This window comes from Aquabacterium sp. A7-Y, from assembly GCF_026153205.1.
Lineage (GTDB): Bacteria > Pseudomonadota > Gammaproteobacteria > Burkholderiales > Burkholderiaceae_C > Caldimonas.
In genome coordinates, this window is the sequence record NZ_JAPFBW010000001.1 from 1 (window position 1) to 13466 (window position 13466).

Here is a 13466-nt window from a genome sequence, read left to right on the forward strand (position 1 = left end):
GCGAGGTCCGGGCTATCAATTCCTATCCAAACAGATGCTCAGCACCCGTTGGCTTATCCGGCACACAGAGCGTAATAGGGGTGTCGCAACCACCAACCTGAAAGGACCAAGCGATGCAAGACCTCCACGAAATCCTCGCCGCGCAAGCCCGCCACAACGCTCGCGACGTGCTGCTGCGCGCCCGCAGCGTCCTGGAGCGCGCCGTTGAGGAGATCGACAGCCGGCTTCGGGACTACGACGACGCCCGGGACGACACCGAGCGGGCAGCGGTCGTGAACCGGATCATCAACCACCTGGCCAGCAACATCCAGCCGAACCTCAACATCGCCCTGATGGCCGAGCAGCAGGCGGCGCTCGCCAAGCTGGCGCGGTAAGCGAAAGGGGCCGGGCCGCCGGCCCCTCTTCACGCATCAACAGGAGGAAGAGACCATGAGCCATACGGTGAGCATCCCGGCAACCGAGAACGAAGCTTGGGGTTTCATTGGCGCGATGGGCGTGCACGCCCCCGCGGCTTGGCCACTGGCGATGAGCGCCGTGGCCGAGGCCACCGGCCAATCGCTGGAGGCCGTGAGGGCGTTTCTCGACAGCCGGTGGGGCCGGCACTTCGCCAACGACGTGCTCAACAGCCTGCACGAGGGCACTACCTTGCCCGCAGCCATCCTGACTGCCGTGGACCGGTGGATGACGTGGCGAGTCGGCGCCAAGATTGCCGCGCACCACGGTATCCCCCAGGGAACAGCACATCTGCTGGGCTTTGTCGCCCTCGCCGCGTTGGAGGAGAGGCTGGTTTAGCGTCTCAGCCAGTAGTGGGCCGCAAGCACGCGGTCTCCTTGAAGCTCTGAGCTCTGCATCGTGGGGTACACCAACGATGCCATCGTTTGTACAGCCTCGAAGGCTGCTCCCATTAACATCGCTGAACCGGCCCAGAGCAGAGCAACCGCCGCAAGAAGGATCAGGCTGATTGGTATGTTCACGCGCCAGAAGCGCAAACTCGTCACTCTGGGTACGCCAACAAGATCAAAGGTGCTGTGGATGACAATCAGCATTGCGCGTACGGCCGACGCGGCAAAGAGCAAGCGCCCGAGGTCACTTCCGTTTGCTACGCCCTGCCATGCAAATGCGGTCTCCGGTGCGTACCGAACAATGTCTTCATAGATCCTCCGCAGGATCACGTGTGCAGGCTCTGGTGAGGGCGGGGTTTCGTAAGTCATGCTGAGTCCTCCGAGTAGTGGAGAGACGACAGTACGAAACATCGAGGAGTTCATCCACCCGAAAATCGGGCGTCTGATGTGCGATTTTTGTGGGGGGCAGGCGTCATCAGGCTTCTGCCAGCGAACAGACCTTTTCCGCAACGTTGTCGAAAACGCTGCCGTCAGTTTCACGAGTCGCGTCTTTGCCGGTCCAGTCTTGCCAGCGCCGAACGATGATATCGACGTACTTCGGGTCAAGTTCTATCAGCCTTGCAACGCGGCCGCTCTTCTCTGCAGCAATTAGCGTGGTGCCTGAGCCGCCGAACGGGTCCAGCACCGCCTGCCCTGGCCGGCTTGAATTCCGAATTGCCCGCTCGACCAGCTCCACCGGCTTCATTGTCGGGTGCAGGTCGTTTTTCCTGGGTTTCTTGATCTGCCACACGTCGCCCTGGTCGCGGTCGCCGCACCAGTGGCGCTTCGCGCCCTCGGGCCAGCCGTAAAGGATGGGCTCGTACTGGCGCTGGTAGTCGGCGCGGCCCAGTGTGAAGCTGTCCTTGGCCCAGATGATGAAGGTCGACCAGTGGCCGCCGGCAGCCCGGAACGCCATCTGCAGCCGGTCCAACTCGCTGGAGGACATGGCGATGTACATCGCGCCCCGGCAGTGGGCCGCCATCAGCGATAGCGCATCGCTCAGGAATTGCTGAAACCCCTCCCCGAGCGCGTCGTTCAGGATGGGGCGAGCCGTTCCGCGCTGCCGGTCCTTGGCGGTGTTGGCATAGTTAACGTTGTAGGGAGGGTCGGTGAACAGCATGTCGGCCTGCTCTCCGCCCATCAGCAGCCGGTAGCCCTCCGCGGTGGTGGAGTCGCCGCAGACCAGCCGGTGCGGGCCCAGCAGCCAGATGTCGCCCGGCTGCGAGATCGATACCTCCGCCACCTCGGGGACAGCGTCGTCGTCGGTCGCGCCTTCGCATTCCGGCTCCTCGCCCTGCAGTAGCTCGGCCAGGGCATCCGCATCGAAGCCGGTCAAGTCCAGGTCGAAGCCGTCGGCGTCGAGCGCCTGCAGCTCAAGGCGCAGCAGCTCGTCGTTCCACCCTCCGAGGTCGCTGAGGCGGTTGTCGGCGATGACAAGGGCGCGCCGCTGCGTCTTGCTCAGATGGTCGAGCACGACCACCGGGACCGTTGGGAGCCGCAGCAGCTGCGCGGCCAGGAGCCGGCCCTCGCCGGCAATCAGCACGCCATCGGCACCGACCAGGCACGGATTCACAAACCCGAACTCGACGATGCTCGCCGCGATCTGGGCAACTTGCGCCTCCGAGTGCGTGCGCGTGTTGTTCGCGTAGGGCAACAGCCGCTCGATGGGCCAGTGCTCGATCTTGGCGGCCAGCCAGTTCACGGTGGGGGACGGGGCAGGGAGCATCGAAACTTCCAGGAAAAGGCGGGCCCGCCCCCGAGCAGGAGGCGAGGAACGGAGACGGGCCGCAAATGCCGCTTACGCGGCTTCAGGAGGAAACGCAGGGGTGCCGTCGCTTCCCCTGGGGGACAACGACGTGCAAAGAATGCGGCCCGCTCCGAGCGGAGGTCGGAGGCGGGCCGCGGGAGGCGGGGTCAGCGGCCAGACGGAGAAGGCAAGAAGGCACAACGACGGCGCGATACGATGCTGCTACAGCAGGCAGGAGCTGTGTGAGTGTGCGGGACCAGCACGGTAAAGTGCAGTCTCCAAACGCCTAGGGACGGTTCCTTCCATGCTGACGTCATTGCTTCGACCAACTGCTCTTGCTGCGTTCCTTGTCGTAGTTTCTGCTTGCTCTACCCGGCCGGGAGGGAGCGCTGAAGGGCCCTGTTCTTTTAGTTCACTACAAGCGGCGACGACGCCAGAAGCCGTCCGGTCCGTTAAGTCGGCCTGCTCGCCCGGTTCTCCGGTCTTCAGCAGAGCACTGTTGAAGTTAAACGGCATGCCGCTCCCAAAGGCTCCTGTGCTCTCGCTTCGGCCAGAAGCGCCTTTGACCTCGTCAGAGCGAGTACGCCTCGAGGTCGATGTCTTTTTCGATTGGCTTGAGTCTTACCCTGCGGACCTTGCCTTCCAGAAGTTGAATGAACTCATCCTCAGGATGGGAACAACCTACCAAATTGAGTCGGTTCGAGTTGTCGGTTCTCAGGATCGCATAGAAGGCCAAATTGCGTCGCTTCAACTGCCAAGGGAGAGAGCAGATTCTGTTCGTCGATACCTCATGTCTGCGGGCCTCGACTCACGCGTCAGTGTCGAAGCTTCGACCGCCGAAGCGCGCTATCCAGATACTTTAGAGGGTCAAGCTCGTGATCGTTCGGTCACGGTTGTTGTCATTGCATTGCGTCGCCGGGCAAGTTAAATACGTGGTGCGAACGCTGCGAACCTCAGTTCGCGGTGCACGCTAGCGAAGCGTCGTGCGTTTCCCGCCCGCATTGGGTACCAGAAGGAAGGACCCGCAAACTCTCCTCTGAGAGCCCCGAAAGGCAAGCTGAGAGCTTGACTTCAGGGGACGTTTGCTACTGCTGGTCCTTGCGTCACCATAGCTGGAACTGTAGCCAAAACCGGCCCGAAATGCTGCACGGCCATTTCCCGCAGTAGCCCGCGGGAGCCCGCTCTGCCCCCCGATGGCCCGCTACAACCCGCTATTTCCCGCTGTGGTTCCGGGCTAAGGCAGCTGCTGCTGGTTGAGACGGTCAGCGACCACACCGAGGGCCACCAGCCATCGGCGCCACGCCGTGTTGCGGTCGCAGCCCATTCGCTTTCCGATCTCGCTCCAGCCGTAGCGTTTCGCGCGCATCCACACGAGGTGCCGCTGCTCGACTTCGAGCCACTGCACCCACCGCATGGCCTGCAGCATGCGCTCGACCGCCTGGGGGCTGGGCGGGAAGGTCAGGGGGCGGTCATCGTCGCGTCCGAGCGCCTCCCACGCCTCGCGGGTGACCTGCGGCCAGCTGCTCAGGTAGCCCTGCACCCTGACCGGCGGTAGCCGGCGTGCCGTGTCCGCCGCGTCCGCAAAGCGCATGGCCACGGCCTCCACGGTCCATTGCTCAGCCATCGCGCTTGCCTCCCTTGCCGTAGAGCCGCTCGCCGATCCGGCGCACGATCTCCCGCTCGATGAGATCCAGGCGCTCGTCGGCTTCGTGGACCACGAGGATGCGCTGCTTGCGCCAGCCTTCCTCCTTGACCGCGTCGAGGTCGGTCCTCTGTGGCTGCAGCTTGCCGAGGGCGCAGCGGTAGCGGTGATGGGGGGTCAGCATGCTTCGCCCTCCTGCGTGTCCAGCGCCCAGTGCAGCAGCGCCAGGGCATCGGCCTCGTTGTCGTCGACGGGAGCGTGGCCGCGCACTCGCATTGCTGCCATCACGTGCTCCTTGCCCGCGTTGCCGCGGCCCGTGGCATGCCGTTTGATGGTTCCGACGGGCACACCCTGGTAGGGCACCCGGTGCTGCTCGCACCAGGCGGTGAGGTGGGCCATGAGCCCGCCGTACAGGTGCGCGGCGTCGATGCCGGTGTGCCGCCGGACCTCCTCGAAGTACACCGAGCCCAGCTCGCCCCTGGCGCTGTGCAGCTCCGAGAGCCAGCGTTTGAAGCGCAGAAAGCGCATGCCTCCCCCCTCGAAGCGCTGCGGGCGGAAGTGCTGGGTGCCGCTCGTGATGGTCCTATCGCGCTGGCGCACTGCCCACCCCGTGCTGGTCCCCATGTCCAGCGCGAGGATCGCGACTCTGCTGTTGTGGTGCTGGTGCATGGAGCCCGGAGCAACCTCCTTACGTAGCGGAGGGGGAACCTCTGTTCCCCCTCCTACGTAGTAGGAGGAGAGTGTTCGCCAACTGGGGTTGTCGAAAAAATCCAGTTCCGACAATGACTTACGGCAGTTGGTCAGTTGGCATGCCAACTGGCGGCTGCCAACTGCCAGCAATCGCGCAAGTCCTTGTCCTGCCTGGATTTTTTCCTCGAATTCGGCCGAAAGCAGTTGGCAGTTGGCAGCGCTTTTGCCAGCTTCGCAGCGCTCATTCATCGTTGACCTCCAGGGTGGTTTCATCGTCGTGATAGACCCACACTTCGGGGTTCTCGACCGGCAGCGCCGCGCCGGTGGGCCGGCACTTGTAATGGGTGGGCAGCACCATCAGCTCGGTGAGGGGCAGCTCGCCGGTGGCCACGTCGGGCTCACCGAGCGGCACGCACAGGACCATGGCTTCGACGCACAGGTAGCCGAACTTGGTCCGCTCCGGAGAGGGCAAGCCGTAGTCCGATGCATTGCGGAAGAACTTGATGTAGCCCTGCGTCGACAGGGCCGAGATGCGCTGGCGGATGGTGCGTTCGCCTCCGAGCCCGGCCTTGCCCTCGAAGGCTTCCGCGAACTGATTGGTGGTGTAGCAGCGGCCTGCTGCCGCCTCGTCGTAGATGATCTGCAGGATGACGTCGCGCTTGCGCCTGCGTTCGGCATCCAGCCGCGCGCCGTGGTCCTGCATCACCAAGCGCCGGCTCGCAGCGATCTCCCGCCACTCGCCCTTGATCTTGTCGACGTCCTTGGGCGAGATCGCCGCGCCGTTGCGCAGCTCGAAGATGACCTGGCGCGCGGTGCTCGCCTCGTCCGGTCGGAACAGCAGCATCCCCGTGGTGTAGTAGCCGCGCAGGCTGCTCGCGCCGGCCAGGGCCTGGAACGGGTCCTCCTCGAACTGCTTCTTGCCGAGCTTTTTGGTGTGGTGCACCAGGACGATCCCAGCCTGCGGGTTCACCGCATCGCGCAGGCGCTCGACCCGCTGGGACAGGAAAAACAGCATGCCGTCGTTGTCGTTCTCGCCGCCCGCCTCACCGCCGTCGAACACGTTGCGCAGCGGGTCGATGGCAATGATGTCGGGGCGCTCGCCGCGGAAGGCCGCCGTGATGGTCGGAATGACCTGCGCGAGGCCGGCGTCGTCCAGGATGAGCCGCAGCTGCGGCGTGGCCACGAGGTTGGTCCGCGCCGCACTCACCCGGCTGGCCGGTAGCCGGATCTCTTTCACGCGCTCGCGCAGGTAGTCGTACTGGACCTCGGCCTGCAGGTAGAACACCCGCAAGGCCCGATGGGGGCGCATGCCGAGGAAGGGGGCGCTGCCGGCCATGTGCGCCAGCCAGGACAGCAGGAAGTCGCTCTTGCCGACCTTGGGCGCGCCGCCGAACACCAGCATGCCGCCCGGCGTCAGGACACGCGGCGCGATGAGGTCGGGCGGCAGCGGGCTGTCGTCGTCGAGCAGGTCGCCCAGCGTGAAGGACGGCAGCGGGGCCGGCGCCGCCCTGACGCTGCGGCGCTCGCCGTGTGCGATGAAGCCGCGCACGTCGAAGCTCTCTGCGACCGCGTTCGCCACGTCCCAGCCCTCGGGCTTGTCCTCCGGCGGGTACAGGATCGTGCAGGAGACCGCCCCGGCCTGGAGGATGGCCAGCGCCGCATTCTCGGCGTACTCCCAGCCGGGCTTGTCCCTGTCGGGCCAGATGATCACGACCTTGCCGGCCAGCGGCGACCAGTCGGTCTTGTCCACTGGGGCGTTCGCGCCGTGCATGGCGGTGGTGGCGCAGAAGCCCATCTTGATGAGGGCGTCGGCGCACTTCTCGCCCTCGGCGAGCACCACGACCGCGGACTTGGCGATGCCGGGCTGGTTGTACAGCGGCCGGGGGTCGGGCGGCGCCGTCTTGCGGCGCTTCACGTCATACGGCCGGAACTCCTTGCGGCGCCCTGGCGGGTCGTAGCGGTAGACGACCGCGATCAATTTGCCGTCCGCGTCGAGGTAGTCCCACTTCGCGGTGTGAGGCCCGAGCTCATCGACAGGCGGCCCGCGCCTGACCGGTGCGGCGGGCTCCGTCGGAGCGCGGCCGAGCAGGTCGCACGCCCGCTGCAGCACCTCCGCGAAATGGGTCTGCGTGTCGATGCCGTAGTGCTCGCCGATGAGCGTGAAGATGTCGCCGCCGCTGCCGTCGGCCCGGTCGGTCCACAGCCCGGCCTTCTCGCCGTCGAGCACCACCTCCAGGCTGTCGCCGGGGCTGCCGAGGACATCGCCGATGAGGAACTTGCCGCCGCGCTTCTTGCCAGCGGGGAACATCGTGCTCAGCACCGGCTCCAGCCGTGCGAGCAAGGCGGCGCGGATCTCCTCGCGCTCGGCATCGAAATCACGCTGGGGCTGCGCCTGGGGGGGAGCGTCGTTGAAGTCAAGAAAGCGCACGGGCGCATCGTCGGCGGCGGCCCCCTCCCTGGCGGTCAGCGGAGGGAGCGTGTTGTCGTCGTGGATCGTCATGAAGGTTCTCTGCGGTATTCGGGTAAGAGGCCCGGCCTGGCCGGGCCAGTGTTCGAAGTGCATGGGGAGGTGCGGGCGAGCGTCACGCCGGTATCGATTCGCTCGTCGAGGACGTGTGCACGAGGCGCTGGATCGCGGCCTTGTTGAACTTGAAGGTCAGCAAGGCCGACGCGCGGTAGCGCGTGAGTCCGTAGTCGGTGCGCAGCTTCTCGGGCAGGTACTGCAGCTGTTTGGAGGTGGCGGGCTCGCCGAGCCAGCGCCGGGTCTTGTACGCCGTCTCGGCGCTCTCCCGCTCGTTGATCCAGTCATTAGCGCGGGCGAGGCAGACCGCGCGCTCGCCCACGGCCAGCAGGCGCGGCCGCGCATCTTCGGCGCCGCCCACGGCATACCAGCGGCCCTTCCAGCGGAACAGCCCGCCCCAGGCGTTGAAGCCCGTGGCCACCAGCGATGCATCGTCCTGGAAGAGGTCGCACCAGCGGAAGTTGGACCGTTCCAGCAGGTCGATCTCGGTCATGACGACGCTGGCGCGTGGCGAGATCGCGGCCGGCTCGCGCTCCCACAGGTGGCCGCACAGAGGGCACTCCCGGCAGGCCAGCGGCACCTCGACCTCACACTCGGGGCAGTCCTTCGTCGGCGCTTCGCCGTCGCGGGGCTGGCCGTCGAGATCGACCTCCTGCTCCAGCCGGCCGTGCGTCAGCGAGGCGGTGCCGAAGTCGAGCACGATGCAGTCGGTTTTCACCACGCCCGGGTGCTCTGCAGGATCGACCGTGCGCAGGCCCCGGCCTACCATCTGGATCAGCGTCGACTTGTGCGAGCTGGGCCGCAGCAGCACCACGCAGGAGGTCGGCGTGTGGTCGTAGCCCTCGGTCAGGACGGCCACGTTGACCACGACCTGGGCGGCACCGCTTTCATACGTGGCTAACCGCGCCTGGCGCTCGGCGTCGGACAACTCGCCGTGGATCAGCACCGCGGAGACGCCGGCTTCCCGGAAGGCGGTGCAGACGCTCTCGGCATGGGCGACCGTCGAGCAGAACACGATGGTCTGACGGTCGCCGGCCTTCTCGCGCCAGTGGTGCAGGACGGCCTCGTTGATCGGGGCGCTGTTCAGGATCTCGGCCACCTCGTTCATGTCGAAGTCGATGGCGGTGCGCCGCACCCTCTTCAGTTGCTCTTGCGCCCCGACGTCGATCACGAAGGTGCGAGGCGGCACCAGGTGGCCCGACGCGATCAGCTCGCCGAGCGTGATCTGGTCGGCCACGTTGCTGAACACCTCGCGCAGCCCTTTGCGGTCGCCGCGGTTCGGCGTGGCGGTGACGCCGAAGATCCAGGCGCCGGGGTTGCGCTCCAGCACCTGGTCGACGATCCGCCGGTAGGAGTCCGACGCCGCGTGGTGGGCTTCGTCGATCACCAGCAGATCCAGCGCCGGCATCGAGTCGAGATGCGAGCCGCGCGACAGCGTCTGCGCCATGGCGAAGGTGGCGCGGCCGGACCAAGACTTCTCCTTGGCGTCGAACACCGAGGTGCCGATGCCCGGGTTGACGCGCTGGAACTTGGCCCGGTTCTGGCCGGTGAGCTCGTCCCGATGGGCGAGCACGCAGGCCTTGGCGTCGGGGTTGGCCAGCACGCTCCCGGCGACCGCCGAGAGCATGACGGTTTTGCCCGCGCCGGTGGGCGCGACGCACAGCGTGTTGTGGTGTTGCCCGAGGGCGGCCAGCGACCGCTCGACGAGCAGCGCTTGCCGGGGACGCAGCATCATGGCCGCGTTCCTTGCCGTTCGCGTTCGGCCGCTTCTGCCTCGCTGCGGCGCGCCTGCCAGGCGGCTACCTCCGGCAGCCTGAAGCGCACGAGGCTGTGGATGCGGTAGTGGGGGATGCCCAGCTGCCGGCGCCGGGTAGCGTCCGACAGGAAGCACTCGGGTAGGTTGAGGGCGCGCGCCGTCTGCTGCGCGGTGAGCAGGCGGTCCTTGGCGGCGGGGTGGATGTCGTTGGTTTTCATGGTTGGATTCGGTGGCACCGGTCCTGCCATGGGCAGAACCGGCATTCGATGTGGGTGGGGTCGTGGAAAGCGCGCGGCAGCAGCTCGCCGGCTTCGGTGGCGTGGATGACACGCGCCGCGCGGTCGGACATGCGCTGGGCCAGCGCCGCATCGAAGGGCACCAGCTCGGCGTAGATCTCCATCGTGTCGGCGTTCAGCGCCGTGAACAGCGCCGGGTGCTCGTGCAGCTGCAGGTAGGCCTGGTAGATCGCGACCTGCGCGGCGTAGACCGGCTTAGCTTTGGCCAGCTTGTGCTTCTGCAGCTCCTTCCAGGATTTCGAGCCGAGGCATTTCATCTCCCAAAGCGCCGGACAGACGAAGCCGTCCGGGCCGGCGAGGATGACGCCGTCGACGTGGCCGCGCAGGCGGCCGTTCGCGACGCTGAAGCCGAATTGCCCGCCGTCGGGCTTGCGGGTGCGCAGATCGAAGCCGGCGGCACGCAGCCACTCGACCATGACCTCCTCCATACGGTGACCGCGTTCGAAGACGCGCAGGATGCGGCCGGAAAAGCCCCGGCCGGGGTCGACCGGTGCCTGCGCGTACTCGAACTGCAAGGCCCGCTCGCAGGCGACACCGACGCGCGAGGCGCCGAGGTAGTCGCGGGCGGGCTGCGCGGCGGCCTGCCGCTGCAGGCCGTCGTCGATCAGCGCTTCCACCCGCTCGCCCAGGCTGGACGTTGGGTTGAAGTCCATCATCGGGTGGTCGCCTCCCCACGTGCGTCGCTCGACGCGTTCGCGAGCGGATCAGGCGTCGGCACCATGCCCCGCACGGGCGGGTACTTCGTTGCCTCGTGGTGCTCGACCATCGCCTCGGTGTAGCGGGTCACGATGGCATCGATGACCTGCAGCGCCTCGGTCTCGGTGTACTGGCCCAGCGGCTTGCCGAAACCGATGGCCGCACCGGCTTCGCCGAAGGCGCGCAGGCAGCGGCGCATCGCGGCCTGCTCGATCTCAGAGGGATCGATCATCGGAACCTCCTTGCGGTCGACGTCCCCCGCGAGTACGGCCCGCCAACGCCCGTACAGCACATGGAACGCTTCCAGGCAGCGGCGAGAACAAAAGACCCAGTCGATCGGGTAGTGCCGCGGGTCGGTCAGCGCGTAGCGGGTGTCGCTGTGGCCGAAGCCGCGGGCGCTGCGTGAGCAGATCCAGCATTTCAAGCGTCCTCCTTCAAGGCGGGCGCGGCGGCCTCGGCAGCTGTCGCGAAGACGGCCTCGCACCGCTTCGCGAAGTCCTGGTAGCCGCTCGACAGGCGGGCGATCACGGTCACGGCGGCGATTTGCGCCTGCAGCCGCGGCACCCCCTCCTCGGACAGCCACCGCCGGTGCTGCTGCGACACCGGCCGCCCGCTCTGGACGTGCCGGAACAGGGCCTGCGGCAACACCGGCCGGTAGACCCACTGCAGGGTGACCTGTTCGACGGCCAGGGGCTGCGGCGCTTCCTGGCCCTTGAAGTGCCAACGGAACAGCCGATAGAGGGCACGGTGGTAGTCCGCACCGAAGCGACGTTCCCACGCCGGGCAGATCTCGTTCAGCAGGTCGGCCATGCGCCCCAGTACCGCACCTGGCGCCTGGTGGCGGCCGTAGCCTGTCGCCTCGTCGATCAGCTCCACCTCGGTGCGCGCGGCCAGGGTCGCGACGACCTTGATGCAGTTCGCCAGCAATCGCTCCGAGGCGCCGTGCCGCCGGCCGGCGAGCGCCGCCTCGAAGAGGTTGGACGCAACCTCGCCGATGATGCCGGCGGGACAGAACTGGCCCTTCTGCCCGTCCAAGAGGAGGATGTCCTTCGGCCCTTCATCCAGCAGCGGCTCGGACGTCGGGGCGAACTCGCCGAGCAGCAAGCCCAGCCGGTCGCCGTAAGAGGTTTCGTCGAATCGCAGCTCAAGGGCCACGTGGGGCCAAACGAATCCGCGCTCGCGCGTCTCCAGCACGACGGCTTCGCAGGGGACATCGAGGAAGCGCACGACACCATGGCAGACGACGGGAATGACAGCATCACTCATGTCCATCCTCCTCACTGGGCCCACGCCGGCTTGCCGCTCACGGGCGGACGGCCTGGCGCGACGGCTTGCGCGGGGGCGCGGGCGGCAGGCTGCTGCGCTGCCGGCCGGTAGCCCTGGGCCGCGGGGGCGGCGGTCGGCGCGGGGAGCACCTGGGCCATGGGCTGCGCCGGGACGGCGGTGCCGGCCGGCGCGATACGCGGCGTCACGCCCATCAGCCGCGCGTGGTCCGGGTGGTCTGGCTCGACCGCGACCTTGATGACGTTCTTCAGCTCGTCGCGGCCGTCCTTCTCGACGTCGATGCGGGCGAGGAACTCGATGCCGTCCAGCTCGTGGAAGCCCGAGATGAAGCGCCTAGCGGCCGTGTCGGGACCCAGGTCCTTCGGATGCAGGTTGCGGGCGCTGTTGAGCACACCCCGGATGAAGCTGCGGCCCATCTGCGTCCAGGTCGATCCCTTGGGGCTGTAGAGACCAATGTTCGACCACACCTTGCGCCTGGCGTAGTCGCCGGCCAGCACCACGAACTCGCAGGCCAGGTACACCGAGCCGGTCTCATAAGATTGGGTGGCCCAGCCATCGGTCCAGCCCTGGGAATGATCGTCGAAGCCGCCGGGCTTGATCGTCATGCGCACCGGCACGACGGTGCCCTTGGGGATGAGGTCGAAGACTTGCGGTTCTGCGTCGTTGAAATCGTTCCAGGTGGTCATGCGGTGGTCCTTTGTTGTTCGTTCGATTCGGAGGAAAAGCTCTGGTGGGTGGTGGCGCACTTGCCGATCAGGGCGCCCAGGTCGGGCGGCTCCAGCAGGTCCAGGACGCCGGAGCGGTCCTTGGCCGGGTAGCCATAGGGGTTGACGGTGTGGGTCACGAAGGCGCGGAAGGCGCTGCCGTCCTCGGCCTTGATCTCGGCCAGCGTGACCACCTCGTCGACGATGCCGGGCAACTCGCTGGCGGTCTTGCTGCCCTCGATCTGTGGGAGGAAGACCTTGCGGTTGAAATCGTCGAACCGCTCGTCGAGGATGGCGACGAAGATCACGTGCTTGCCGCGGGCGTGCTGCAAGTGCGTGAGCGCGCCGATCATCTCAGCGCCCAGTAGCCCGTAGGCACCGCGTGTGTCCGGCTTGCCGGTCCGCTCGGAAAACGCCTGGGGCTGCGTCTTGGCCCAGGCCAGGCACCAGCGGGAGAGGACGGTGAGGCTGTCGACGAAATAGCAGTCGTATTTGTCGAGCTGGGCCGGATCGCCGTAGCGTTGGCAGACGTGGTCGAAGTGCGCCTGCGAGAACGGCGCCTCGGCCGGCAGCGCGGCGTTGGGGCCGGCCAGGAATACCACGAGATTCCGGAACTCCGGCCAGGTCGTCGAGCGCATCGTGTCGCCGCGCCAGTCCTTGACGGCCAAGTCGCCGGCTTCGAGGTCGATGAACAGGGTGCTGGCCTCGGGCAGGGTCTTGAGCTGGGACGTTTTGCCGATCCCGCTCTTGCCGAGTAGAACCAGCTTGACGCCGGTGCGCTCCGCCAGCCGCTGCTCGGCGGTGATGATGGGAAGGGCCATCAGATCGATTCCTTGGAGTCGAGGTGGAGGGTGAAGCTCGGCTTGCCGGGCTCGACCGTGCGGGCGGGGGCGAACTGCTCCTGCAGGGTCGGCGGCCAGCTTTTGAACTTGGCCTCGCTGACGGACAGCTTGGCGTCGATGTAGTGCTCGACCTTCTCGCCGCCCGCGACGATGCGCTCGGCCAGCTGGTGCAGCTGCTGCTGGTCCCACTTCACGCGTTTGGGCAAGTCGAAGGTGATCCGCACCACGCCGTCGCGGCCGTGGGCGGTGCCGAAGTCGCGGCCGGACTCGTGCAGCACGCGCCGGCAGGTGTCGCCATAGGCGGTCTCCAGCGCAGCGTCGAACTTCTGTTCGGCCTGCCGCAGCCAGGCGGCGGCGGTCGCCAGCTGCTGCTGGATCTCTGCCGTTTTTAAGGGCGGGCAGGGCGG

The 13466-nt window shown here is 67.0% G+C and carries 16 protein-coding genes; 2 read left to right on the forward strand and 14 right to left on the reverse strand.

Annotated features, from left to right (window positions below; all coding sequences use genetic code 11):
• Positions 1–113: 113 nt before the first annotated feature.
• Positions 114–374, forward strand: a complete 261-nt coding sequence (locus tag OOT46_RS00005; RefSeq protein WP_265401518.1) for a hypothetical protein — start codon at positions 114–116, stop codon at positions 372–374.
• A 55-nt stretch (positions 375–429) separates the two neighbouring features.
• The gene (locus tag OOT46_RS00010) at positions 430–792 is read left to right on the forward strand and encodes a hypothetical protein (protein ID WP_265401519.1); all 363 of its coding nucleotides are present in this window, start codon (positions 430–432) and stop codon (positions 790–792) included.
• Here the strand turns inward: OOT46_RS00010 and OOT46_RS00015 are convergent.
• From OOT46_RS00015 to OOT46_RS30740, 14 genes are all read right to left on the reverse strand, one after another.
• Positions 789–1211 carry a hypothetical protein gene (locus OOT46_RS00015; RefSeq protein WP_265401520.1) on the reverse strand — a complete coding sequence of 141 codons (423 nt, stop codon included), beginning with the start codon at positions 1209–1211 and terminating at the stop codon, positions 789–791. The genes OOT46_RS00010 and OOT46_RS00015 overlap by 4 nt on opposite strands.
• Before the next feature lie 106 nt (positions 1212–1317).
• Complete coding sequence (locus tag OOT46_RS00020; RefSeq protein WP_265401521.1) at positions 1318–2583, reverse strand: site-specific DNA-methyltransferase; 1266 nt, start codon at positions 2581–2583, stop codon at positions 1318–1320.
• A gap of 1279 nt (positions 2584–3862) precedes the next feature.
• Positions 3863–4252: a DUF6362 family protein gene (locus tag OOT46_RS00025; protein WP_265401522.1), complete on the reverse strand. Its 390-nt coding sequence runs from the start codon at positions 4250–4252 to the stop codon at positions 3863–3865.
• Positions 4245–4454, reverse strand: a complete 210-nt coding sequence (locus OOT46_RS00030) for a hypothetical protein (protein WP_265401523.1) — start codon at positions 4452–4454, stop codon at positions 4245–4247. Before OOT46_RS00030 ends, OOT46_RS00025 begins: the two co-directional genes overlap by 8 nt.
• The gene (locus OOT46_RS00035; protein WP_265401524.1) at positions 4448–4939 is read right to left on the reverse strand and encodes a crossover junction endodeoxyribonuclease RuvC; all 492 of its coding nucleotides are present in this window, start codon (positions 4937–4939) and stop codon (positions 4448–4450) included. The genes OOT46_RS00030 and OOT46_RS00035 overlap by 7 nt, the downstream gene beginning before the upstream one ends.
• Positions 4940–5201: 262 nt before the next feature.
• The gene (locus tag OOT46_RS00040; protein WP_265401525.1) at positions 5202–7460 is read right to left on the reverse strand and encodes an AAA family ATPase; all 2259 of its coding nucleotides are present in this window, start codon (positions 7458–7460) and stop codon (positions 5202–5204) included.
• A gap of 82 nt (positions 7461–7542) precedes the next feature.
• Positions 7543–9216 (reverse strand): DEAD/DEAH box helicase, encoded by a 1674-nt coding sequence (locus OOT46_RS00045; protein ID WP_265401526.1) that lies wholly within the window; start codon positions 9214–9216, stop codon positions 7543–7545.
• Positions 9213–9455: a DNA-binding protein gene (locus OOT46_RS00050; RefSeq protein ID WP_265401527.1), complete on the reverse strand. Its 243-nt coding sequence runs from the start codon at positions 9453–9455 to the stop codon at positions 9213–9215. Before OOT46_RS00050 ends, OOT46_RS00045 begins: the two co-directional genes overlap by 4 nt.
• Complete coding sequence (locus OOT46_RS00055) at positions 9452–10189, reverse strand: PD-(D/E)XK nuclease family protein (RefSeq protein WP_265401528.1); 738 nt, start codon at positions 10187–10189, stop codon at positions 9452–9454. The genes OOT46_RS00050 and OOT46_RS00055 overlap by 4 nt, the downstream gene beginning before the upstream one ends.
• Positions 10186–10653 carry a DUF6511 domain-containing protein gene (locus tag OOT46_RS00060; RefSeq protein ID WP_265401529.1) on the reverse strand — a complete coding sequence of 156 codons (468 nt, stop codon included), beginning with the start codon at positions 10651–10653 and terminating at the stop codon, positions 10186–10188. The genes OOT46_RS00055 and OOT46_RS00060 overlap by 4 nt, the downstream gene beginning before the upstream one ends.
• Positions 10650–11495, reverse strand: coding sequence for a P63C domain-containing protein (locus tag OOT46_RS00065; protein ID WP_265401530.1), 846 nt, complete (start codon positions 11493–11495; stop codon positions 10650–10652). Before OOT46_RS00065 ends, OOT46_RS00060 begins: the two co-directional genes overlap by 4 nt.
• 11 nt (positions 11496–11506) lie before the next feature.
• Positions 11507–12199: a hypothetical protein gene (locus OOT46_RS00070; protein ID WP_265401531.1), complete on the reverse strand. Its 693-nt coding sequence runs from the start codon at positions 12197–12199 to the stop codon at positions 11507–11509.
• Positions 12196–13038, reverse strand: a complete 843-nt coding sequence (locus OOT46_RS00075; RefSeq protein WP_265401532.1) for an ATP-binding protein — start codon at positions 13036–13038, stop codon at positions 12196–12198. Before OOT46_RS00075 ends, OOT46_RS00070 begins: the two co-directional genes overlap by 4 nt.
• A complete protein-coding gene (locus tag OOT46_RS30740) occupies positions 13038–13337 on the reverse strand; it encodes a hypothetical protein (RefSeq protein ID WP_322114214.1) in 300 nt (99 codons plus the stop codon). The genes OOT46_RS00075 and OOT46_RS30740 overlap by 1 nt, the downstream gene beginning before the upstream one ends.
• Positions 13338–13466 lie beyond the last annotated feature (129 nt).

Excerpts from the sequence above, each read along its gene's own strand:
- OOT46_RS00075 (WP_265401532.1), bottom strand. The coding sequence starts at position 13,038 with ATGGCCCTTCCCATCATCACCGCCGAGCAGCGGCTGGCGGAGCGCACC.
- OOT46_RS00010 (WP_265401519.1), top strand. The coding sequence starts at position 430 with ATGAGCCATACGGTGAGCATCCCGGCAACCGAGAACGAAGCTTGGGGT.
- OOT46_RS00045 (WP_265401526.1), bottom strand. The coding sequence starts at position 9,216 with ATGATGCTGCGTCCCCGGCAAGCGCTGCTCGTCGAGCGGTCGCTGGCC.
- OOT46_RS00030 (WP_265401523.1), bottom strand. The coding sequence starts at position 4,454 with ATGCTGACCCCCCATCACCGCTACCGCTGCGCCCTCGGCAAGCTGCAG.
- OOT46_RS00035 (WP_265401524.1), bottom strand. The coding sequence starts at position 4,939 with ATGCACCAGCACCACAACAGCAGAGTCGCGATCCTCGCGCTGGACATG.
- OOT46_RS00005 (WP_265401518.1), top strand. The coding sequence starts at position 114 with ATGCAAGACCTCCACGAAATCCTCGCCGCGCAAGCCCGCCACAACGCT.
- OOT46_RS00015 (WP_265401520.1), bottom strand. The coding sequence starts at position 1,211 with ATGACTTACGAAACCCCGCCCTCACCAGAGCCTGCACACGTGATCCTG.
- OOT46_RS00065 (WP_265401530.1), bottom strand. The coding sequence starts at position 11,495 with ATGAGTGATGCTGTCATTCCCGTCGTCTGCCATGGTGTCGTGCGCTTC.
- OOT46_RS00040 (WP_265401525.1), bottom strand. The coding sequence starts at position 7,460 with ATGACGATCCACGACGACAACACGCTCCCTCCGCTGACCGCCAGGGAG.
- OOT46_RS00025 (WP_265401522.1), bottom strand. The coding sequence starts at position 4,252 with ATGGCTGAGCAATGGACCGTGGAGGCCGTGGCCATGCGCTTTGCGGAC.
- OOT46_RS00050 (WP_265401527.1), bottom strand. The coding sequence starts at position 9,455 with ATGAAAACCAACGACATCCACCCCGCCGCCAAGGACCGCCTGCTCACC.
- OOT46_RS00070 (WP_265401531.1), bottom strand. The coding sequence starts at position 12,199 with ATGACCACCTGGAACGATTTCAACGACGCAGAACCGCAAGTCTTCGAC.
- OOT46_RS00055 (WP_265401528.1), bottom strand. The coding sequence starts at position 10,189 with ATGATGGACTTCAACCCAACGTCCAGCCTGGGCGAGCGGGTGGAAGCG.